The following is a 21,234-nucleotide window of genomic DNA, read 5'->3' as shown; positions in this document are numbered from 1 at the left end:
TATGAAATATATGCTCTCCAGCCAAATCGAGATTCTAGCCCATCGAGCTGATGGGTATTACCAAAATAACTCCCTGCCTATTTTCCTGCTTCCCATTCTTGCATCCGCTCATGAAGCGAGCTGGCAATAACACGGTCCAGCAGCTGCGAATAAGTCATCCCTGCTGCAGCTGCGCTCTTTGGAAACAGGCTGCCCGCGGTCATTCCCGGTAAGGTGTTCACTTCCAGTACATAAGGGATATCCTGATACAAGATCACATCGACCCTTGCATAGACCTTGCATTGCAGCTGTCGGTAGCTGGTAAGTGCTGCCTCGTTTACGCGCTTCTCTATCAAGGGAGGAAGCTGAATGACCTTCTCCTCAGCACCGCCCACCTCGTACTTCGCTTTGAAATCGAACCACTCTGAATGCGCGGAGCGAATACCGATAATCGGCAGTGCCTCTCCATCCATAATCGGGCAAGTCAGCTCTGTTCCTTTTATATAGGGTTCAATCAATATCTCCTCACCCAAGTCAAATGCTTCCTGAACAGCCGGGAGCAGCTCCTTCTCATTTTGAACGGGCTGAACACCGATACTTGATCCCCCTGTATTCGGCTTCACAATAACCGGGTAGCCCAGCTGCTCTACCGCCTGCGGATCATAGTCGTCCATCCCCTGCCAGCATAAACCTGCAGGTGTATGCACGCCCGCTGCTTTGAGCAGAACCTTGGACAGCTGCTTATTCATGCAAAGACTGCTCGCTAGGACCCCACTTCCTGAATAGGGAATGCCCAGTGTCTCCAGCACACCCTGCACCGTGCCGTCCTCTCCAAATTGGCCATGCAGCGCAAGTAGTGCAAAGTCGATGCCTGCCTGCTGAACCTGCGTGATTAAATCCGTTCGCTCCTCGATCACGATCGGAACCACCTCATAGCGACCGCGATCCAAATATTTGATCATCTCTTGACCTGTCCACAGAGAAACCTCACGCTCCGAGGAAATACCGCCCATTACTACGCCAATTTTCACGATGACACCTCATTTTTCTTTTCTGTCTGTAGAAGGCTACTCGCCTGATTGCCAATGATTTGAATACCCCGCTCGATATTTTCATCCGTTACGCGGGAAAAACCAAGCCGCAATGTATTCGTCCCTTCGCCTTCTTGAATAAAAAACTTGTCTCCCGGTGTAAAAATAACGCCCTGTTTTGTGCAAGCTTCAAGCAGCTGGCGTGTATTTACTCCCGCCGGAAAGGTGAGGAACAAATGCAGTCCCCCATCGCCAGACAGCTGCGCCTCTGGGAGATGGGCCTCGCAGCACGCCCTCGTGAGCTCATATTTGCGCTTGTACTCTGCACGTGCTTTTTTTACATACTTATCGAAATTTCCATTCAGAAAATATTGGTATAAAATCGACTGATCAATGGTTGAGGTATGAATCGTTCGTGCACGCTTGATGCTTTCAAGCGCATCGATCAATGCTCGATCTCCAAGCACCCAGCCTACTCGCAAGCCCGGAAATAGAACTTTTGAGAAGCTGCCAATATAGATGACTCCATTCCCTTGCCCTACTGTTGCTATTAAAGGGGCAACATGGGCTCCCGAGTAGCGCAGCTCCTCATTAAATCCATCCTCGATCACCGGAATTTGATAGCGCCTCATTAATTTCATCACGGCACTGCGTTTCTCTGGCGACAAGACAATGCCAGTCGGGTTGTGATAGGAAGGTGTCAAATAAGCCAGATCGAAGCTGTTTGTCTGCGTTTGCAATACGGCCTCGAGTTGCTCCACATCTATACCGTCACGCTCCATTGGAATGCCGGTAATTTCAAACCCTTGCAGCTTCAAATTTTTGATCGCGGTATGATGGGTCGGATTTTCACAAATGGCTGCCCCACGGCGCGCAGAAGGTCGCAGTGCTGACAGCACCATGTCAAAGCCTTCTGTAAACCCGCTTGTAATCAGCATATCCTTGCCGGTTATATCGACGCCCTTGTTCTCCATATAACACATCAAATAATCGATCAAAGGCTTGTAGCCCTTTGCATAGCCGTAGTTGAGCAGCGTCTGCCCTTCGATCGCCATCCGGTCCAAAAAGGCTCGCCTTACATCGCCCAAATCAAACAGCTGTTCATCCGGAGCGATGCTTGTAAACGAGATAGTTCCTTTTTTGGCGCGAATGCCCTGCTTCATCACATCCAGATCTACAGCGGATACAGCATAATCGTTCATTCTCGCTTTCCAATCGATCTGCCATGCGGTGGAGCCGACACCTTCTCCGTTATCTGCTGCCAAATGGCCCACCATAGCAGCTACATAACTGCCTTTGCCGGGAACCGCATACGTATACCCGTCATCCTCCAGTCCTTCATAAGCTGCAATGACTGTATTGCGGCTCACCTTCAAAAGACCGCTCATTTCACGCGTGGAGGGCAGCTTCTGATCCGCCTGAAGCGCACCTTTTATGATTAAACGTTTGACGTATTCTTTCACTTGTATCACGACCGGCCGGTCACTGACGAGCTTGAAATCCTGGAACATCCTTCATCGCCCCCTCTATAATGATGGCATGGAAGAAGGGAGAAAAAAAGAACCACCGTGCTGGATTTTTCATCCTTCGGTGGTTCCTTTGTAGTATTGCCTCTCATCTTCATGAACTGACATGACCAATCGCCGTCACAAAGAGAAAGAGAAATATAGCCATTGTCGTGTTGATAATTTCGAGAAGCATGAGAGCCGTAGACATTTTCGTCGGTGATTTTGGAAAAATACCAGCCAAGTCGACAGCGTAGACGATAAAGTATAATACTGCGATCACTTGTGTGATGAAAATGGCATTAGGATGTGAAATCAACAAGAGATAACACGTTATAAAAGAAATGATTCCTAGGGAGATAAGGAACAGATTAAATCCCCAAAAAACCCCGCCTTTTAAATTTGAGAAATCTCTATTTTCTATCGGTCCCCCTGGAACCAATATCGTCAATAAGGTTACATTTAAAAACACAAGCAAACTTGCCATGATCATGATATCCTGCATCGTTATCCTTCCTCTCATCCATTCGTGTGTCTCAAGCTTAGCTGGAAAGAAAGGATTCGTATTGTAAAAAATCAGCATCGTGGTAGATGCTCATCATTTTTTGCCATGCCATAGATAACAAAGAGTTAATTCAAGTGGAAGCTTTTCTAACTCTTTGACCGTTTTTCCCGCAAATCTTTTGCATGTTTTGATCAAATGAGACTGATCATAATAATGATACTGTATATCCTTCCTCAAGCATTCATTCTCAACATGCTTTCTGAACTTCACAATATCCCCATACACCTTTGGGGTCAATCCGATTTGTTTTTTGAAGAATCGCTCCAACGTACTTATGGATACACCAAAATATTTTGCCATGCTTGTAATGTTCAAGTTTTCATCCTCTTGTTCTACATATGCCAGCATTTGCTCTATGCGATCCGTATCCTTCTGGTTCATCATCAATTTATGCAACAAATAATGATTCATTTCTGAAATATGTTGTTCCACATCTTTAGACCCCATCATCACTCGGTACAGCTCATCTAAATCAGGATCTACATCACTTGCCTGTACGAATCGCTCTGTTATTTCAAGGCTGGGCACATGAAACAATTGAATATACCCTAACGGAGTTAACGAAATCCCGATTTGATACAGCTGCTGTCCATATCGAACATGCTTCGCCCTTTTCATTTGACCAATTACGACCTTATTGGGGATCACCATTTCCTGATCATCTCCGGCCAGCCAATAATCAGAAGCATAATTAAAAATGATATTGATATGCCCAAGCGGCATAATGACATCTTCTCTGTTGTCCGCAGAGAGCAAGTCGAAGTCTACGACCCAAATATAGTCCACTATCTTTTGTAGAGCATGTATAGGTTCAAAGGTTCGTATCATCGAATGCTTCTCCTTCATAAAAATTGGCTGTTCATCCTCATACCTTGAATAATTCTGCCCCAAGCTATACTCAAAAAAGGGCATCCGTAGTGGCCTGCCCCGAATCATTAGTCTTTGCTCGCCCAAAATTGTATCACAATCTATCTGACGTTTCCATCTTCCGGCTGATTACGATTTGATCCAATCGACCGTTTTTTGATCCAGCTTTTTGATAAGCGCCACCAGTAATTTCACTGTGTACTCGACATCATCATGATGAAGAATCGAAGCATGGCTGTGTATATAACGCGCCGGGATCGCGATCACAATCGAAGGAACTCCTATACCAGTCAGATGGGCCGCGCCAGCATCAGTTCCAGCACCCGGAGCCGCTCCGTACTGATAGGGGATTCCTTCTTCTTCCGCGGTATCAAACAGCAAGTCTCGCAATTTCGTATTCGGTACAAGTGTTTTGTCATACAGCGCAATTACTGGTCCCCCTCCGCATTTAATCTCCGGTAAATACGGTGAATCAGCAAGACCAGGAGTATCTAACGCCATGCCTGTCTCTAAAGCAATAAACAGATCCGGTCCAATCATGGTTGTACTCGTTCCCGAACCGCGAAGTCCCACTTCCTCCTGCACGGTGGCGCCTGCGAAAACAACGTTTGGATGCTCGACAGCTTGCAGGCTTTTTACCAGTTCAATCGCTGCCAGACAACCTCCTCGATTATCAAAGGCTTTGCCCATATACATCTGGTCGTTGGCCATCACCGTAAAGGGACAAATGGGGACGATCGGATCGCCGGGACGAATGCCCAATTCTTTGACATGGTCTGCACTAGCTGCTCCAATATCGATATACATTTCCATAATTTCGACCACTTTTGCCTTATCGCTGGCAGTTGAAACATGCGGCGGCTTTGAACCAATGACTCCGACAATGTCACCTTTGCGTGTTTTAATCATCACACGCTGTGCCAAAAGCACCTGAGGCGACCAGCCTCCAAGCGTTTGGAAGAGGATAAACCCAGTCTTGGTGACACGAGACACCATAAAACCTACCTCATCCATATGTCCCATCAGCATGACTTTCGGTCCGCCCGCTATCCCCGTTTTTCTACCAACGATGCTTCCCAGATTATCGGTGGATAACTCTTCTGTGTAAGGCTCCAAATAGGTGCGCATCAGTTCCCGTACTTCCTGCTCTTGTCCAGGAACTCCTGACGCCTCTGACAGCTCCTTTAAAATCTGTACCCACTCACTCAACCGTTCTCCCCCTTTATCTATTGTAGTGCTACTAGTTCACTATTTGTTCTATTCCAAATATTGCTTTAGATCATCTAAAAACTCCTCATCCTGCACCCGTTCTAACAAAAATACATTTAAATTTTGGGCAATTTGCTGAAACTCCGCTTTCGTTAGATCCTTATTAAAAAGAGCCAGCTCTATCTTGTTCCCATTTTTGTCAGTGGAGTAAAAGGAAAAAGTAAGTACTTTTGCTGTACTTCCACCTTTTGAGCCAATGTGAGTAAATGGACTATCAGGTTTCAACGGGTTCTCAATGACCGCATCTAATTCCTTTTGAACCTTATTCGAGAGGTAGCTTCTGCTGTTGATTTTGTTCATTAAGGTCGCATACTCTTTCGTTGTTCCCTTAGGTAGACGTGCCACAATCAAGTCGTTAATTTCCGAATCATACCACGGAAATAGATCTTCCATTACCTTTTCTTTATAAGAACCAGATTTATCTCTTTGCAATATTTTGAATACTTTGTTTGCCTCTGCGATGAAATTCTTCTTCGACATATTACTGAGCTCAGCTTTGACAAGATTGACCCTATCAGCGAATGGTAATTCAGGATCCAGAGTAGACATTATGGAGTAGGGTACAAAGATGATGGATGCATAGGAAGGGAAAAACTTCTCATGCTTATTAAAGTTCAAATCGTCCAGATTATCGTTGACGTTATCAATACCAAGAAGCATCAACAAATACTCTGTGTTGGCGTTGGAGCTATACTTAATCATTCCTTTTGCAACTTCCTGCAAGGTGACTTTGCCATTCTGAACCACTTGACGTGCCTCGATATCCTGTAACCAAGTTTCGTGGGCATTGCCATCACTACCCGGCACGTAGAACAGCGCCAGATCATCCAACGACACCTTTTTCGAAGGATTGATCTTTCCTTTGGCCGCCTGCTTGGCGAACTCTAGTGCAACGATCAATTTTGAGGTACTCGCGAGGGTCATAGCTCGATTCGAGTTATAATCGATCACCTTATCCCCATTGCGAATGACATACAGGGAAGTTCTGTCAGGATTCTCCTTTAAGAATTGAGCAATCGGATCGTCCTCAACTGAAAAGTCGGCCTGCTCTTCCGCTGCGTAAGCGCTTCCAAAATGAAATGTAAAAATAAAAACAAACACCAACGCTGCAATCCAAAATCTCTTCCTCATTCTCCATTCCTCCTATCTAATCAAAAAGTTTAGAAAGCTTCGCTAATCGACGATCCACCTTGCCTCTCTTCTAGTTATGTCGTGAGGATGAAGTGCGAACCTTCCTTTCCATATCCTAGCATAAGGGAGTTACAACAAATACCAATCCTAACCACTTGGTCACCTGAGAAAGCTTATTGCCGCAGGCACAGACATAGGTCTAGGCAAGAAAAACCGACGAAAGCAAAACTAGTACTGGAAATCAGATAATTTCCCGTAGTAGTATTTCAGAAAGAAAATTAGGGCGTAAAACTGGGCTTTCTAATAACAGGGACAACCAGGAGGTATTGCAATGCTGCTGAAAGATACAAATCAACTGGACGATCTGAAGGATTTTTTAATCAGTTGGTACGGAAATTATGATAGCTCCTACGGTGTGCCTGTAGACGAGATTCCCGCTTATCTGCCAAAGGCGTTGCAGGAATTATACGCGTTTGCAGGGCGCTGGAAAGATGGTTCGGACGATCACCTCGGGAACTCTCCAGAGATATTTCAACAGCAGGATTGTCTTTATTCAGTAGAGCGATTGAAGAAGGATCAGGACAAGATTACATTTCTTGAGGAAAATCAGGCAAACTGGACTTGCCAAGTGGAGGCGGGCAATGACGATTCTCCTGTTTACTGCGACGAGCATTTACTTTGGGATGACCATCCAGAGGGACATATCAGCGTAAATGACTCTCTCTATCATTTTCTGAAAAGCTTTTGTTTACAGGAGGTTGTTTTTGGCTGCAAGCATCTTTTTTTCATAGAAGGAACATTGGAAAATATACAGATGTTATTTGATAAACCGATTGAAACCGTATGGCTAAATGGATTCTATGTTAGCCCCAAAGAAGATGGGCCTTCTCATGCCTTCTACCGATGCGGGGACGTACTGGTCATGGAGCGTTTTGGTGACTATTGGTTAGGCTCTAGCTATGATTTGGATTTGGCTTCGGCATTGAATGATGATGTCCTGTCTTCAATCAATCTGAGAAGGATTAAACCTGATTGAATCGGTCACGAAAAGCTCCTCAGGTTCAGTCCCCGTTGCGTTCAAGTTCCATTCACCAAAAAAGCATTAGCTGTTTAGGCTAATGCTTTTAATGAATTTCTCAGCGCTTTTTAGAACGGAATCATTTGTGCAATCAACGGTTATGCAGGGCGCGCTTCAATGCTTCATAGTACGCCTGTCTCGCCTGCCTGCTAATAGACGCATTTGGCACGATTAGCTCAAAGCCGTGGAAGCATCCCGGGTATAAATGAAACTCTACAGGCACGTGCGCCTCTGTAAGCTTTCGCACGAATTCAATCGTTTCGTCGCGGAAAGGATCCAGATCTCCAATACATGTATAGGTCGAAGGTAGCCGTGAAAAATCGGTCGCACGTGCTGGAGCCGCGTAAGGAGAAATCTCTGTACCTGCCTGCTCACCCAAATACATTTCCCAGCCCTGTCGGTTAAACTTTGTATTCCACACACGATTATCTGTAATTTCATTACTGGAAATGGTGATATGTCGATCATCAATCATGGGGTACAACGGCATCTGAAAAGCAATGACTGGGCCATTCCGATCTCTTGCCAGCAATGAAACAGCGGCAGTCAAACCACCGCCAGCACTGGCCCCAACTACCGCAATGCGAGCAGGATCTACCCCCATCTCTTCAGCATTTGCTGCAAACCACAGAAGTGCCGAATAGCAGTCCTCAACGGGAATCGGATACGGATGCTCAGGAGCCAGACGATAATCAACCGAAACAACCACACTAGCCAGATCAGCAGCTATTTCCTGGCATGTGGCATCGAATGTTTTTACACTTCCAACAATGTATCCGCCACCGTGAATATAGAGAATACCGGGAAGCGTCTCATTGCTAACGCGAGGCTTGTAAACTCTGACAGGTATCTGGTATTCTCCATCTGCCGCGAGTACAAACTGATCTGCTATGGAGAGGTTTGGATTTTGCGGTGCACCCACGAACATATCATCCATCGAATTTCTCATTGCTACGAGATTCTCTCTGTCGAAATTCATTTCTGGCATTACAGACAACATCGTACGCAACTCTGGATGCACTCTCTCTTCCATAACCCATTCCTCCTCTACGTGTGTAAACGCATTCATTTTAATTGTGATAAAATCGTCACAATTAAAATATACTAGGGCATGTTATAATAGTCAATAAAATATACTAACTATTTTGCCAACTTGAAATCAGGAGGACGATTTCATGCAGCTGTTGATTCAATCTGGCGATCTGGGTCCGAAATGGTTTCACGTTGCCTTGCGAACTCTGGTATGGATGGCAGAGCAAAAAACCATGGTGAAAAGCAATCATATTGCTGAAGTGATCGGGGAAGATCCTACCTTCGTCCGTAAAATACTTGCCAAGCTTGCGAAAGAAGACCTTGTTAAAGCTTTTGGAGGACGCTACGGCGGATACATTTTAGAAGAAGACCCGCGTTCGATTACGGTTTTGCAAGTCTATCAAGCTCTCGGATCGGCAGAAACGACTCCTCATTGGACTGTTCAGTCTACGGGCTCAGAGCTATTTATCTCTTTGATCATTTCCAAAGCAGAACAGAAATTCCAATCCACGTTAGCGAGCTATACGATTGAAGATATTTTGCTGCATAAAGAGAACCCTACCTCGACTACAAGCTAAGCGGCGGATAGTCGCCAATTGAAGGCATGTAAACGAAAAAAGCCTACTTTCTCATTCGAAACGAGAGTAGGCTTTTCTCTATTATCGTAGTAGACATATACAGCCATTACAAGATTTCGATGTACCCTTCTGTTCCATGCACGCGAATTCGTTGTCCATCTTTTATCCGTTTGGTAGCATTCTCCACTCCGACGACTGCTGGCAAACCATATTCACGGGCGATAACTGCCCCATGGGTCATCAGTCCACCAACCTCGGTAACCAGACCTTTTATGGATACAAACAATGGCGTCCAGCTAGGGTCAGTAAAGGAGGTGACTAAAATATCTCCAGCTTCAAGATCAGCATCCTCCATGTTTAGGATGACACGCGCTCGTCCCTCTATAACCCCGGAAGAAACAGCTAGACCTACAATTGCATTGGCAGGCAGATTCTCTCGTTTGTACTCACCTGTGATGATTTCACCATCAGACGTGATTACGCGTGGAGGAGTTAGTTTTTCAAAAAACTTGTAGTCGTCTTTTCTTTTACTGATGATCTGATAATCAAGCTTGCTTGTACGTACGACTTCGTGAAGCTCTTCAAAAGTGAGATAGTGTACATCTTCTTTTTCATGAAGGACGCCCGCTTGAACGAGTCGCTCGGCTTCTTTCAGTAAAGCCTGCTTGTAGACGAAGTAGCGATTCACCATGCCGTACTTTGGATATTCCCTATAGCCGCTGAAATTCCGGATGAGGTCGATCATTCGTTTGGTTTCTTTCGCTTTTTGTTCGCCATCCGGTAATTGCTTCAATTGCTCTAATAGCTCTTGTTCTTTTTTCAAAGCCTCCTGTCGCCCTTGCTCAAATTTCCGATTGCTAGCGTGTGGCTCGAAGTTTTTGATATTACCAAGAATCATGGGGACCAGTGTAATTGGCTTTTCGCTCCAACGCGTTCTCGTAATATCAATTTCTCCCGTACATCTCATTCCGTATTTGCTCAGATAATCATAGATAGCGTCCCTGGTTTCCCGCCCACCATCAAACCGAAGCAGTTCATCCAGAAAGCTGTCCGCTTTGACGTGTTGTAAATAATCAATGACTTCTGGATAAGGACGAATCACATCTGCGACATCCATCAACGCCAGACCCATTTCCGAAGTAATATTGTTTGGTACAGATTGCGAAAGCGTATCTGCAACGTTTTTTTCACCCAACCACTTCATCATGTTTTCATTGATCCATGATGAAGCATTCATCGCAGCCATAATCGCACGCGTGCCTTGTGGGTCAAATAAGGTCTTTTTTAATTGCTGAATATCTTCCAGAATAAAATCAAGCAAATCCGATCCAGACTTCGTCAGGATGTTATGTTTTAACTCTTCGATCGAGGCTTGACTTTGCTTAATCAAATCAGAAACGATGGTCGGATCGTTCTCGATTTCTGTTTGAAATCCCATAAACAGGATACTTTTATTTCCTTTACCGGGACTCGGTGCTTTTTTATCGTTTGGTAGCAACTGTATAAAATTTCCTCGCTCTATAATGGTCGTAAGTGCGTCTTTTATGAGCGGATCGGAATGTCCCAGCGTATTAATTATCGTTTCTCTACTGTCAGATGAAGCCAGAATAGGTGTAATATCAACAAACAGCCTTCCCCCAGCCCTGCGCATGGGTGCAGAAGTCGTTAACAGGAAAAAGGACAATCCCAATGGTTTCATGGGGTCGGTCATCATTTGTTGATGGCCAACAGATACGTAAACATGATTTTCTTGATCATTCGCCTCTGGGATCGGGTATAAAGTCGTGATCGGCCGACTCTGGACAATATAAAAGGTATCATTGGCCAAGCACCATTCGATATCTTGGGGGCAACCAAAATAAGCTTCGATCTGTCTTCCAATGCGTTCCAGCCGTAAAATTTGCTGTTCCGTAAGGGCTTGTGTCTTTTGCTGAACGGGATCGATCTGCTGTGTGTTCGTTCCGCCTTCTTTTCGGCCATAGATCGCTAATTTTTTTGTTGCTATCCTCTTCTCGACGATTTCCCCTTCCTGCACCTTATAACAATCAGGAGATACCAAGCCAGAGACCAATGCTTCTCCAAGTCCAAAACTGGCATCGATTGATAGCAGCTTCCGGTTAGATGAAACGGGATCAGCGGTAAATAAAATCCCTGAAGCCTGTGGAAAAACCATCCTTTGAACGATAACAGACAAATAAACCTGGCTGTGGTCAAATCCATTTTGCATACGGTAAATTACCGCTCGATCTGTAAATAGAGAAGCCCAACATTTGCTGATATACTGCAAGATCGCTTCTTTACCGATGATATTTAAATAGGTGTCTTGTTGACCAGCAAAAGAGGCATGTGGTAAATCTTCAGCAGTCGCACTGGAACGCACTGCATAAGCATGTTCCTCTCCGAGCTGGGAGAGATAGTGAGTAACTGCGTACGCAACATCGAAAGGAATTTCTATTTCCATAAGGATTTGTCGAATCTTCCTGCTAATTTCAGCAATCTGACCTCGATCTTCTACGTTTAGCATGGCTAGTTGCCCCACCAAAGCATGATACGTTTCATTTTGTTCGATGGCTTTTTGGTAGCCCACTGTTGTAACACAAAATCCCTCTGGTACTTGTATGCCTTGAATTTTTGATAATTCCCCTAAATGTAACCCTTTTCCGCCAACGAGCAAGAGCTGCGTTTTATCCATTTCCTGAAAACTGAGAACCAAAGAACTCATTCAACATCTCTCCTAACCATGAAATTGAGAAAAAACATTTGACATGAGTTTTTCCGACATGGTACAATTAAAATGTAAGATGGTATATTTATACCTAGGAAACAAAGAACAAAAAAAACAGTCGTATTCTGATTCTATCATCGTGTCTGTTTATGCGCAATAGTAAAGAACCTGGTGAAAATACCCAGGTTCTTTTTTGATTTTCCACTACGATTTTCAAAAACGCAGTTCATGCCGTCATAGCTGTTCATCCTCGGCCCGGATTGCCACCGACGCATCTGTAAGATACGAACCAAAGTAAGAAGAAATCTGCCCAAATCCCGCCTCTTTCAACAATTCCGGAACCTGTGCTGCCGGTACTGGATCATACACAGTGCCGAAAGAATCTGAAAACCTCGCTGTATCCTCCAGGGATACACCATTGTCCTGCATATGCTTGACCCAAGTCCGTATCTGCAGGTCAAAAGAGGGTGTGCCTGGTTCTCCATTGATTGAGGAAAGGAATAGAGGAGCTCCCGGTTTCAACCTCTCTGCTGTCTTTCGAAGCAAATCCTGCTTGGCAGCCAGGCCCTGTATGAAGTGCAGCACAAGCATGCAAGTCGCCGCATCGTAAAGTCGATCAGGCAGTATGCTTTCGACTGAGCCCTGAATAAGTGTCACTCGTTGTTCCAAGCCGGCTTTTTTCACCCGATGCTCAGCAATCTCCAGCATACGTGAAGAAGGATCGACTCCCGTGAACGTCCAAGCTTCATGAACCTCACCAAGCGTTACGCACTCCTGACCACCACCTGCACCAACGATTAAAATGTCTGCTGCGCCCTTGCTCTCTCTTTGCATGCTCAACAGTCGGCTCGTTATCTTGTACAGGTTCTCATAGCCCGGGATTTTTAACGGAATCGTTTTTTCATATTGATACACAGCTGGATGCTCCCAATTCATGTATTCTTGTTCGGGTGTATGGTTCATGTTATCGTCGCCCTCCATCTGGTGAACGGTTTGCCCACCTAACTATTGTTGTAATTGCGCCAGCCCGGATACCGTATGTTTCGTTCCGCAAGCATTGGGCTTTCGCCTTTAGATCGGACTCGATTCGGGCAGGCGTCCCGGCAAGCAGAACGATTCTCGAACCTAGCATCGTGGCTTCCTCTTGGTCATGGGTGGCTAGCAAAACGGTTGGTCTGTCCTTGCCCCACAGCTTCAACAGCAAATCGTGCATACTCCGTCTTGTGGCAGCATCCAGACTCTGAAATGGTTCATCCATCAGCAGTAGCGCCGGGCGGAATGCAAACGCACGAACCAGGGCAACCCGCTGCCTCATGCCTCCGCTTAGCTGCTCCGGATAGCAATGAAGCGCATCACCTAGCCCTGCCTCCTCTAGCATGGAACGCGCTTCTCGGGCTATTGAACCCCCCATCCTATTCCCAACTCCCTGCTTTATCATTTAGATGAGAATCATTATCAATTATATAAAACCAGCATCTGCACCATCCCACAAATCTGGGATTTGTTGACGCGGTTTTTGAGGGAATAAAAATCCAAATTTTTTCCAAATGATCTTATCAGGGAACAGTTATTCGTGGTAGAATGCTGTCTAACAGCGCCTTGTGTACAAAACAGGCGCAGAGGGGGAATAATTCAGTGAAGCCTTGTCCTTCTTGTGGAGTACAAATCGAGGTAAACGAAGGTTATCCGTTTTGGTGTGAACACTGTAACTGGAATTTAGCCGTCCCATCGAAAGAACGCCAAGGAACAGCTTGGGAGCGTCTTGAGAGGAAAATGCGTGATACCTACGGCCAAGCCTTGTTCAAACAGCTACAGGATAGCCCCGTGCTCGCAACCAAACAGGGGATGAGCGAGAGAGTGGCATCTGCGTACTCACTCGTCGTTATCGGATGTTCGGTGGCAGGCTTTCTTTTTTCCTTGTTCGGACTTGTCACCTGGTATCACAGCCCCTTTATCCTCATAAGCTGTCTGCTAATCCTCCTGCTTGCATGGTTGTCGCGGCCTCGACCTCATCTGTTTCCGAAAAAGGCCATTCTTTTGAATGCTGATGAGCACCCAACCACTATGAAGATATTTGAAACCGTGGCGGAAAAGATGGGGGTCGAAAAAGGAATACAGTTCGCACTCTCTCCTTACTATGAGGCGTACACCTCTGAATATGGATGGCGTAGAGGGAGGATTGTTGTCATTGGATATCCCTTACTGTTTGCGTGCACACCGGGAGAGTTGACCGCACTGCTTGCTCACGAGCTGGCTCACTGTCGAAATAATGACATTAGGCGGAGCGCTCTGGTATCGCATGCACAGCGTATTCTTCTGAATTGGTGCCATTTTCTTGACCCAATCCGTGACGAGGATGATGAGTACCATTTTTCGTTCATCGCCACGTTCAGCAGATGGATCATGCGACTCCTGTTTTGGTTTCCCTATCGTTTGCTGGCTGTTCTCATTCATCTTTATTGGAATCAAAGTCAGCGTGCTGAATATGAGGCGGATCGTATGGCGGCTCAGCTTGCGGGCAGTCGGAATCTTATTTCCCTGCTACAGATCACTCACATGAATGATGTGGTGGAGCCACTGATCGCGAGACATTCCCTGCAGAAGCAAAATATGACACTGGGTCAGCACTTGCATGAGACTTTTTCAAAGCTGCCTGAAAAAGAAAAAATGCGCATACTGCGCATTCTGGAAAGAAGTCAACAAAGCATGGACACGACACACCCTGCGACTCATATGCGAATTGCCATGCTGCTGCTAAAAGATGCCCCTCCTGCTTATCAGATATCAGATGGGGAATACAACAAGGTATGCCAGGAAATGACCGACCACGTGCAGGAAAAAATGGAGCATCGGATCATAGATGACTATCGTGCCAAGCTCGCTTGATTATCTTACTTCACTCGTTGGGGCACGGACTTACTCGAACAAACAGCTTTTCATGCAAAATGGGGGAATCAATCCCCCCGTCCAATGAGCAGAATCAGCTAGTTCAGGGTGGCGGGCGAAGTGCCGAAGGAGGTCAACACGTGAAACACAAGACTCCCCACTAAACGCCCGGCATCCTGCTCAAATTCCCTTAAACGTAGAGCCATCGTCCTGAGAATCATCAAAACGATTCCTTAACTTGCGCTCTACATTGTAAAGGTGCCAAGCAAAGACGGCCAAACGGAAATTTTCTCGCGGCAGGATGGACATTCTGTTTCCCCCGCTAAATAATACAGATGCCTGACCAATCTTTGCTCCCCGATCGCTTCCGCCCGCTCCGCTAATGCTCGTATTTCTTCATCTGCAAATGACGTGACTGGAGCGATAACATGGGCTTCCTGGCCAGTGTGAAAGACGGGATCGTGTTCATAGGCTTGAAGGATTTCTGCAGGATTATCTTCATCAGGCCAGATGAATACATCTTCTGCGCAGGCCGGACACACGACCACATACTCATCGCCTGCCATAAATGTCATCAACATATTGGCAACACTATGCGAACCTCGATAAGCAGCATCCGCCACAAGAATATAACGTTTCTCCGTGTCATCGATGGAAGGATCAGCTGCATAGGAGAATACTTCCTTTGTAAGCGTCTTGAGCTTCCCAATCGCCTCTAAATATTCACGATACAATTCAGTACAGACAGAGCTGCCTGCCTCTTCAGCCAGCTCAGCCCAAGATTCTGGAAATGGGTCCTCATCGCACTCGTTACGACTTGCCTCGATTATACCGCCATTTATAAACAGCTCTTTGCGCACTTCAGCATCAGATGTAGAACACGCGATTTGTGCCAAAAAAGGCATTGCGGCATATGTAGCCGTATATATCGTATTTTGATGGAACAAATGCTCCTGAAAGAGGTCGTCAAAAACTTCCTGGCTATATTGCTGCATTAATTGCTGCAATAGCACAGGCACATTGTCTGCGGAACTGTACGGTCCTGTCAGCTTTCCCCATATTTCGCTATCCCACGTAAGCATCATGCAAGCTCTCCCTCCGTTTATAATAAGGCGGAAGCCTCTTCATCATTTCCCTCCCGAACGGACATCTATGTTCATTGGGTGACGAGTGACTCCTATCGCCCATCCTTTTTTCCAGCATAGCATTTTCTAGCGTCCCCGACTATCTGTCTTCCTGTAACTCCGCCAGTCTTTCCGTCGTATCAAATAACAAAATTTGGTTACATCTACCATCTCCTCAAGACCGTACTTGCTTGCCACCTCTTTCGAACGAAAGCCATGCGGCATTTACGTTGATCTGGTTTTTCTTTCGCTCCCCTAACATTGGCTCCAATCTCTTCAAAATAAAAATGTCCCGATGACCTAACAAAGCATCATCGGGACTGTTCTAGAAATTCCACAGTTTTTTATTACAAGACAGTTTCTTGTTCAATCAAAATAAGGTCCTAGACTGACGCTGCTTGCCCCTGGGCCTACTCAACCCCATTGGGGCACCGCGAGACTCCGGCTGGATGCTATTCAGGAAGCCGTGTCAATTGCGACGTGCTGTTCGCTCTATGCCATCAGCGATTACTTTGTACAATTGGTGCGGCAGATCGTGTCCCATGCCGTCAATCAACATGAGCTCGGCGCCCGGGATGGCAGATGCTGTGTCCTCGCCACACGCCGGGACGAAAAGGGGATCGTCCATCCCATGAATGACAAGTGCTGGTACTTTTATGGTCGCCAGCCGCGGACGACGGTCACCGGAGACAGCGATCGCAGCAATTTGTCGTCCGACACTGCCTGGGTCGTAGGCTCGCTGGACTTCCTCCAAAATGAGCGCCCGATAAGCGTCTTCTTCAAATGGATAGCCGGTGCCGGCGATGCGTTTGGCAAAAGAGAGGCTGTGCGCCAAAAACCCTGCTTCATCCTCAAAGGGGTTCGGCGCAGGTTTCGTCATCATCGCCATGACATCCGGTGAAGCTTGCGGAAGGGTGGGATTACCGGAACTAGACATAATGGAGGTGAGTGATAAAACCCGTTCAGGGTACTCACTGGCTGCAATCTGGGCGATCATTCCGCCCATCGACCTGCCAACGAAATGTGCCTGGTCAATTGAAAGGGCGTCGAGTAGTCCGATAGCGTCGCCTCCCATGTCATCGAGAGTATAAGGGATGTCCGGTCGCTGTCCTGACATGAGCGCAGTCGCCAGTGCGTCAAAATCCAGCGCCCGATACTGGCTAAAGTGTGTCGAGCAGCCTACGTCGCGATTGTCAAAGCGGATCACGCGAAATCCCCGCTCTGCTAATATCCGGCAAAACGGAACCGTCCATCTGATCATCTGGGTTCCAAGCCCGGCGATCAGGATAATAGCCTCGTCATTTTCGTTACCGAAACTGTCATAGGCCAAATCAACGCCGTTGACTTTCAGGATGTTCATGACCATGTTCTCCTCCAATTAATGACTTCACCTCCGCTTTCAGGGAGCATACTCCGTCATAGCGGCTACTTCGTAGTTCCTTTATTCCAATTATTTGCGCCTCCACATGCTTTCATTCATAAGTTCCCGTCCATAACTGTCATAAAGTGATATGTTGCTTCTTGTGACTCTCGTATCTTGCTCTGTTTTCAGTTTTGCATTTGATATTGCGAGAGGAAGCGCAACTTAATTTCGAGTATCTCTCCCCCTCGTCGATGTCAGCTGTCGGTCATACCAAGCACGTCCAAGGAAAAGACCTCCCACAGCGATAACAACCGACTTAAGATGGATAAACCTTCTTCAACAGTTCAATTGCTTCATCTATGGTGAGACCAAAGGATTTGTAGTACTCTGTGTCGGTTGCCATTTGCTTCAAGACCATCTCGTCGCGCAAGCGCAGCATCTCTTCGTGGGAGAAGTTAGCCACGAAACACCCTTTGCCCGTTACCGTATTGATCAAACCACATCGCTCCAGTTCTTCCCAAGCTTTTTTGACGGTGATAACGCTAATGCGCAGCTCCTGGGCCGCTTGGCGAATAGGCGGGAGAATGTAGCCGCCCTCTAATTCGCCTTTCAGAATTTGAGCGCTGATCTGTTCGAACAGCTGCTGATAAATTGGTTTTTCCGAATTGTTCGATATCGCGATGTTCATTGGATCTCCACTTGCAGGAATCGTTTGACCGAAATTCGATAAGCAATCCATGTGAATGCAATAAAGATTACGATTCCCAAGCCCAGGATAGATGTTTGAAGCGCTGCATTGTTAGCACCGGAGCCGTTGAAGAGATCAAACACATAGGGACTTTGAATCCCGAGCCATTGGGCTACACCTGCAAAAATCATAGCAGCTGTAATGGCGGCGAACTGCGCCGGGCCGTATTTATACGCTGTCTTGTAAAACATAGGGAACAAGAGGAGGTTATAGATCGCAAACATGGCAAAGCATAGTCCCCAGAAACCCAAGTGCGGCGCGAAGAATAAGTAGTCAACATTGGGGAATAGCCGAATCGTGAACAAACTATAGATCATAGCAATTACAATATACAGTACTTCCAAGATGAGAAAGACGGACATCCTTGCCTTCACCATGTCTTTCTTGGCTACAGGCATCAGCGTCGTAAACAACAAATCGTTCTGAACTCTAAATTGGACGAACATATTCGGTGCCGTTACCCAAAAGAAGTACATAACAACAATAAAATAGATCCAACCCGGAATGAGCATTAAAGCGCCAAGCAGAAAAGGTAGTACAAAATTTATACGATTTATGCCTACCTTCAGATCCTTCATCAATAAGTTATACATACGCATCCTCCTTCTTTGCGACGTAAATCATAATCTCCTCAAGGCTCGGCGTGGTTGCTTTGATGCCGGAAGAGGAATCGAAGTCTTGGGCTCGGATCAATCCTGTAAAGCCAAACGAATTGGTTTTGTAGGAAATCATCCGGTCCTTCACTTGGCTCAGCTGGCTTTCGCTACCGTTCAGCAGTCGATAGGACTCTTTAAATTCTTCCTTCTCCAAGCTGTGAATGATTCGCCCGTTCTCGATGAAGGTAATGAAGTCCGCGCACTTCTCCAAGTCAGAGGTGATATGAGTGGAGAAAAGAATACTGATCTCTCCGTCTACGACGAGCTCTTGGAAAATATCGAGCAGATCGTCCCTTGCAATCGGGTCGAGTCCGCTTGTCGGCTCGTCGAGAATGAGCAGCTTCGCGTCATGGGACAAAGCAAGGGCTAGGCTATACTTTACTTTCATTCCCGTCGACAGTTCAGCGATTTTCTTATTCTCATCCAATTTGAATCTTTTCAAATAGCTGTAGTAGGTCTCATTGTCCCAGTTCTTATAGAACTTCTTGATGACGTCGGTCAACATCTTCATTCTGCTTTGCTTATAGAAATCGAAGCCAGCGAATGCGATTCCGATCTCCTGCTTCAATTCAAGTTCATGCTCAGCCATGTTCTTGCCAAGAATGTGTACTTCGCCGCCGTCCAAATGAAGCATGTTCAAGATCGACTTGATGGTGGTTGTCTTGCCTGCGCCGTTGGCGCCGATGAAGCCCATGATATAACCCTTTTCCAGCTGGAACGACACATCACTCAACTGAAAGCTTGGATATTTTTTATTTAAATTGCGAATGTCCAACGCCAGCATACCGTACCTCCCGTTTATATTGTGTATATCGTGTATGCACAATATATCACCAGAGGTTTGTGAAGTCAACAGCCTGAGGATCATCTTAGGCTGGCTACGAGCTAGTCTATCCTTTTGAGGCAACTTCGATTGAGTCATCGAACGACTCTATTACGATATGCTAAAAATGACCGGTGAGCGAAAGGCTGCCCTCGATTAACTACAACCTCCACTTTTCGCCTTACCGCTATTGATGATAAGGCTCACCGCTCATGAGCTAAGGATATCCAAAAAAATCCATTTTGCACTTGAAACTTACGTAACATAATGAATTATGATGAAGATACCGGTAAAAACCTCGCACGAAAAAAAGGGGATGATCATGAAACGGGAGTGGAAAGTTGAAGAAATTGCGAGCTTCGTTACTTTGTTTACTATGAATAGCATGGAGTAAGCCAGTTAAGATAAACGCGGAAAACATACGCTAAGCTTAATAATGAGAGGGAGTTGAAGAGAATGACGAAACAAACACGAATTGGTAAAACAGATTTAGTTGTCAATCCAATCGGACTGGGAACAAGCGCTGTAGGTGGGCACAATATTTATCTAATTTAAATGAAGAAGTGGGAAATCGGCATGAACTCATCCTTGCAACAAAAGGTGGCCTTACACTTGTCGGCAATGATGTTACCATGGATAATTCGCCTGCTTATTTAAAACAAGCCGTTGAAGATAGTTTGAAAAGGCTACAAACAGATTACATAGATTTATTTTATATTCATGCCCCAGATCAGGATACACCAAAAGATGAGGCGGTTGGAGTCTTAAAACAGCTAAAGGACGAAGGTAAAATTAGAGCAATTGGCGTTTCTAACTTCTCACTTGAACAATTGAAAGAAGCAAATAGGGATGGTTATGTCGATGTATTACAGGGAAACTACAATTTGCTGCAGCGTGAAGCGGAACAAGAATTCTTTCCATATACCACAGAGAATAATATCTCGTTTATTCCATACTTTCCACTAGCATCAGGCTTGCTTGCCGGTAAATACAATAACTTCAATGGATGTTGTCATCCCCGGTGCACAAAGAGCAGAGCAAGTGCTGGATAATTTAAAAACATTAGATGTCCAACTGACAGAAGAAGAAATCAGCGAGATTGATCGTATTTTTAAATAGGTTCTCTGTGGCGAACTTCGTACTACTGCCCGTTAAGAAACATCACTGACAGCATCTGTCAGTGATGTTTCTTATAATAAAAGTATAGAACACGAATCTTTAAGGAGGAAAACCAATGTCTACTTTCAAAATGGAGCATAAAAATCCGGAGGGTTTATTTGTATCAAAAGCATTTAGTCAAGCGATTACCGTAAGTGGAAAGGCAAAAACAATTTATATAGGCGGACAAAATGCTACTAATTCATCAGGTGAGCTGATTGGGGCTGGTGATTTAGAATTGCAGACAAAGCAGGCGCTTCATAATATCGCAACTATTTTAGCTTCTGAAAATGCAAGTTTCGACAATCTGGTTAAACTCAATATCTATTTAGTCAGTGGGAGCGACCCGCGAATTGGTTACAAAGCATTCCAAGAGGTGGCTGGTGTATTAGACAATCCACCTTTGGTCACCGTTTTATTTGTTTCGGAATTTTCGCGTCCATCTTGCCTTCTTGAAATAGATGGAATTGCTGTCATTGAAGATAAGGACTAAGCTTATTTCTTATAATGATTGAAGGGCCTTTTTTACGCTAAACTGCCTGTTAGTTGAATAGCTGAAAGCCAGTCTAATATTTTATTATCGGGCTATAGTGAATGCGGAAATTGTGTTTTTCAGCAGCAAAAAAGCCATTCCTTGAAGGGATGGCTTTTCATTCATTCAAAACTGGATCTGCATGATTGCTAAGAGTGTGGATAAGTCCTCGACCGATTAGTAT

19 protein-coding genes and 1 pseudogene are annotated in these 21,234 nt (G+C 45.5%); 5 read left to right on the top strand and 15 right to left on the bottom strand.

Annotated features, from left to right (window positions below; all coding sequences use genetic code 11):
* Nucleotides 1-77: 77 nt before the first annotated feature.
* The 6 genes from ADS79_RS00100 to ADS79_RS00075 form a co-directional block, all read right to left on the bottom strand.
* Nucleotides 78-1,010, bottom strand: coding sequence for a D-alanine--D-alanine ligase (locus ADS79_RS00100; protein WP_049736389.1), 933 nt, complete (start codon nt 1,008-1,010; stop codon nt 78-80).
* On the bottom strand, nt 1,007-2,521 hold the full coding sequence (locus ADS79_RS00095) for an aminotransferase-like domain-containing protein (protein ID WP_049736388.1): 1,515 nt from the start codon (nt 2,519-2,521) through the stop codon (nt 1,007-1,009). Before ADS79_RS00095 ends, ADS79_RS00100 begins: the two co-directional genes overlap by 4 nt.
* A 109-nt stretch (nt 2,522-2,630) precedes the next feature.
* Nucleotides 2,631-3,020 carry a DUF8051 family protein gene (locus ADS79_RS00090; RefSeq protein ID WP_084765517.1) on the bottom strand — a complete coding sequence of 130 codons (390 nt, stop codon included), beginning with the start codon at nt 3,018-3,020 and terminating at the stop codon, nt 2,631-2,633.
* Nucleotides 3,021-3,113: 93 nt separating this feature from the next.
* Nucleotides 3,114-3,908 (bottom strand): helix-turn-helix domain-containing protein, encoded by a 795-nt coding sequence (locus ADS79_RS00085; protein WP_049736387.1) that lies wholly within the window; start codon nt 3,906-3,908, stop codon nt 3,114-3,116.
* 168 nt (nt 3,909-4,076) lie between these two features.
* Nucleotides 4,077-5,156, bottom strand: coding sequence for a M42 family metallopeptidase (locus tag ADS79_RS00080; RefSeq protein ID WP_049736386.1), 1,080 nt, complete (start codon nt 5,154-5,156; stop codon nt 4,077-4,079).
* Nucleotides 5,157-5,204: 48 nt separating this feature from the next.
* Complete coding sequence (locus ADS79_RS00075) at nt 5,205-6,347, bottom strand: serine hydrolase (protein WP_049736385.1); 1,143 nt, start codon at nt 6,345-6,347, stop codon at nt 5,205-5,207.
* 331 nt (nt 6,348-6,678) lie between these two features.
* Here ADS79_RS00075 and ADS79_RS00070 point away from each other — a divergent pair, with 331 nt between their 5' ends.
* Nucleotides 6,679-7,383 (top strand): hypothetical protein, encoded by a 705-nt coding sequence (locus ADS79_RS00070; RefSeq protein WP_049736384.1) that lies wholly within the window; start codon nt 6,679-6,681, stop codon nt 7,381-7,383.
* Between the two features lie 133 nt (nt 7,384-7,516).
* Here the strand turns inward: ADS79_RS00070 and ADS79_RS00065 are convergent, their stop codons facing one another.
* Nucleotides 7,517-8,458 (bottom strand): alpha/beta hydrolase, encoded by a 942-nt coding sequence (locus tag ADS79_RS00065; protein WP_049736383.1) that lies wholly within the window; start codon nt 8,456-8,458, stop codon nt 7,517-7,519.
* A gap of 142 nt (nt 8,459-8,600) precedes the next feature.
* On the opposite strand from ADS79_RS00065, the gene ADS79_RS00060 reads away from it, so the two are divergent.
* On the top strand, nt 8,601-9,035 hold the full coding sequence (locus ADS79_RS00060; protein WP_049736382.1) for an Rrf2 family transcriptional regulator: 435 nt from the start codon (nt 8,601-8,603) through the stop codon (nt 9,033-9,035).
* A gap of 106 nt (nt 9,036-9,141) precedes the next feature.
* Here the strand turns inward: ADS79_RS00060 and ppsA are convergent, their stop codons facing one another.
* From ppsA to ADS79_RS00045, 3 genes are all read right to left on the bottom strand, one after another.
* Nucleotides 9,142-11,757, bottom strand: coding sequence for a phosphoenolpyruvate synthase (ppsA, locus tag ADS79_RS00055; RefSeq protein ID WP_049736381.1), 2,616 nt, complete (start codon nt 11,755-11,757; stop codon nt 9,142-9,144).
* A gap of 237 nt (nt 11,758-11,994) precedes the next feature.
* Nucleotides 11,995-12,723: a class I SAM-dependent methyltransferase gene (locus tag ADS79_RS00050; protein ID WP_049736380.1), complete on the bottom strand. Its 729-nt coding sequence runs from the start codon at nt 12,721-12,723 to the stop codon at nt 11,995-11,997.
* 1 nt (nt 12,724) lies between these two features.
* Nucleotides 12,725-13,171, bottom strand: a complete 447-nt coding sequence (locus ADS79_RS00045; protein WP_049736379.1) for an ATP-binding cassette domain-containing protein — start codon at nt 13,169-13,171, stop codon at nt 12,725-12,727.
* 224 nt (nt 13,172-13,395) lie between these two features.
* On the opposite strand from ADS79_RS00045, the gene ADS79_RS00040 reads away from it, so the two are divergent.
* Entirely contained in the window at nt 13,396-14,646 is a 1,251-nt protein-coding gene (locus ADS79_RS00040) for a M48 family metallopeptidase (RefSeq protein WP_049736378.1), read from the top strand.
* Nucleotides 14,647-14,891: 245 nt separating this feature from the next.
* On the opposite strand, the gene ADS79_RS00035 is transcribed toward ADS79_RS00040, so the two are convergent.
* The 5 genes from ADS79_RS00035 to ADS79_RS00015 form a co-directional block, all read right to left on the bottom strand.
* Nucleotides 14,892-15,731, bottom strand: coding sequence for a hypothetical protein (locus ADS79_RS00035; RefSeq protein ID WP_236699830.1), 840 nt, complete (start codon nt 15,729-15,731; stop codon nt 14,892-14,894).
* Between the two features lie 508 nt (nt 15,732-16,239).
* Nucleotides 16,240-17,130, bottom strand: coding sequence for an alpha/beta fold hydrolase (locus ADS79_RS00030; RefSeq protein ID WP_049736377.1), 891 nt, complete (start codon nt 17,128-17,130; stop codon nt 16,240-16,242).
* A 319-nt stretch (nt 17,131-17,449) separates the two neighbouring features.
* The gene (locus ADS79_RS00025; protein WP_049736376.1) at nt 17,450-17,821 is read right to left on the bottom strand and encodes a GntR family transcriptional regulator; all 372 of its coding nucleotides are present in this window, start codon (nt 17,819-17,821) and stop codon (nt 17,450-17,452) included.
* On the bottom strand, nt 17,818-18,474 hold the full coding sequence (locus ADS79_RS00020; protein WP_049736375.1) for an ABC-2 transporter permease: 657 nt from the start codon (nt 18,472-18,474) through the stop codon (nt 17,818-17,820). The genes ADS79_RS00025 and ADS79_RS00020 overlap by 4 nt, the downstream gene beginning before the upstream one ends.
* Nucleotides 18,467-19,321 carry an ABC transporter ATP-binding protein gene (locus ADS79_RS00015; protein WP_049736374.1) on the bottom strand — a complete coding sequence of 285 codons (855 nt, stop codon included), beginning with the start codon at nt 19,319-19,321 and terminating at the stop codon, nt 18,467-18,469. Before ADS79_RS00015 ends, ADS79_RS00020 begins: the two co-directional genes overlap by 8 nt.
* 495 nt (nt 19,322-19,816) lie before the next feature.
* On the opposite strand from ADS79_RS00015, the pseudogene ADS79_RS00010 reads away from it, so the two are divergent.
* Both ADS79_RS00010 and ADS79_RS00005 read left to right on the top strand, forming a co-directional pair.
* Nucleotides 19,817-20,479, top strand: a pseudogene (locus tag ADS79_RS00010) (aldo/keto reductase).
* Between the two features lie 115 nt (nt 20,480-20,594).
* Nucleotides 20,595-21,011 carry a RidA family protein gene (locus ADS79_RS00005; RefSeq protein ID WP_084765511.1) on the top strand — a complete coding sequence of 139 codons (417 nt, stop codon included), beginning with the start codon at nt 20,595-20,597 and terminating at the stop codon, nt 21,009-21,011.
* The last annotated feature ends 223 nt before the right edge of the window (nt 21,012-21,234 follow it).

The organism is Brevibacillus reuszeri (assembly GCF_001187725.1).
GTDB lineage: Bacteria > Bacillota > Bacilli > Brevibacillales > Brevibacillaceae > Brevibacillus > Brevibacillus reuszeri.
Note: the sequence above shows the minus strand (reverse complement) of the source record. Positions and strands in the feature narration are given on the sequence as shown.

Coding starts and splice junctions, on each gene's coding strand:
- ADS79_RS00095 (WP_049736388.1), bottom strand. CDS start 2,521: ATGTTCCAGGATTTCAAGCTCGTCAGTGACCGGCCGGTCGTGATACAA.
- ADS79_RS00090 (WP_084765517.1), bottom strand. CDS start 3,020: ATGCAGGATATCATGATCATGGCAAGTTTGCTTGTGTTTTTAAATGTA.
- ADS79_RS00085 (WP_049736387.1), bottom strand. CDS start 3,908: ATGATACGAACCTTTGAACCTATACATGCTCTACAAAAGATAGTGGAC.
- ADS79_RS00075 (WP_049736385.1), bottom strand. CDS start 6,347: ATGAGGAAGAGATTTTGGATTGCAGCGTTGGTGTTTGTTTTTATTTTT.
- ADS79_RS00070 (WP_049736384.1), top strand. CDS start 6,679: ATGCTGCTGAAAGATACAAATCAACTGGACGATCTGAAGGATTTTTTA.
- ADS79_RS00065 (WP_049736383.1), bottom strand. CDS start 8,458: ATGGAAGAGAGAGTGCATCCAGAGTTGCGTACGATGTTGTCTGTAATG.
- ADS79_RS00060 (WP_049736382.1), top strand. CDS start 8,601: ATGCAGCTGTTGATTCAATCTGGCGATCTGGGTCCGAAATGGTTTCAC.
- ppsA (WP_049736381.1), bottom strand. CDS start 11,757: ATGAGTTCTTTGGTTCTCAGTTTTCAGGAAATGGATAAAACGCAGCTC.
- ADS79_RS00050 (WP_049736380.1), bottom strand. CDS start 12,723: ATGAACCATACACCCGAACAAGAATACATGAATTGGGAGCATCCAGCT.
- ADS79_RS00045 (WP_049736379.1), bottom strand. CDS start 13,171: ATGGGGGGTTCAATAGCCCGAGAAGCGCGTTCCATGCTAGAGGAGGCA.
- ADS79_RS00035 (WP_236699830.1), bottom strand. CDS start 15,731: ATGATGCTTACGTGGGATAGCGAAATATGGGGAAAGCTGACAGGACCG.
- ADS79_RS00030 (WP_049736377.1), bottom strand. CDS start 17,130: ATGAACATCCTGAAAGTCAACGGCGTTGATTTGGCCTATGACAGTTTC.
- ADS79_RS00025 (WP_049736376.1), bottom strand. CDS start 17,821: ATGAACATCGCGATATCGAACAATTCGGAAAAACCAATTTATCAGCAG.
- ADS79_RS00020 (WP_049736375.1), bottom strand. CDS start 18,474: ATGTATAACTTATTGATGAAGGATCTGAAGGTAGGCATAAATCGTATA.
- ADS79_RS00015 (WP_049736374.1), bottom strand. CDS start 19,321: ATGCTGGCGTTGGACATTCGCAATTTAAATAAAAAATATCCAAGCTTT.
- ADS79_RS00005 (WP_084765511.1), top strand. CDS start 20,595: ATGTCTACTTTCAAAATGGAGCATAAAAATCCGGAGGGTTTATTTGTA.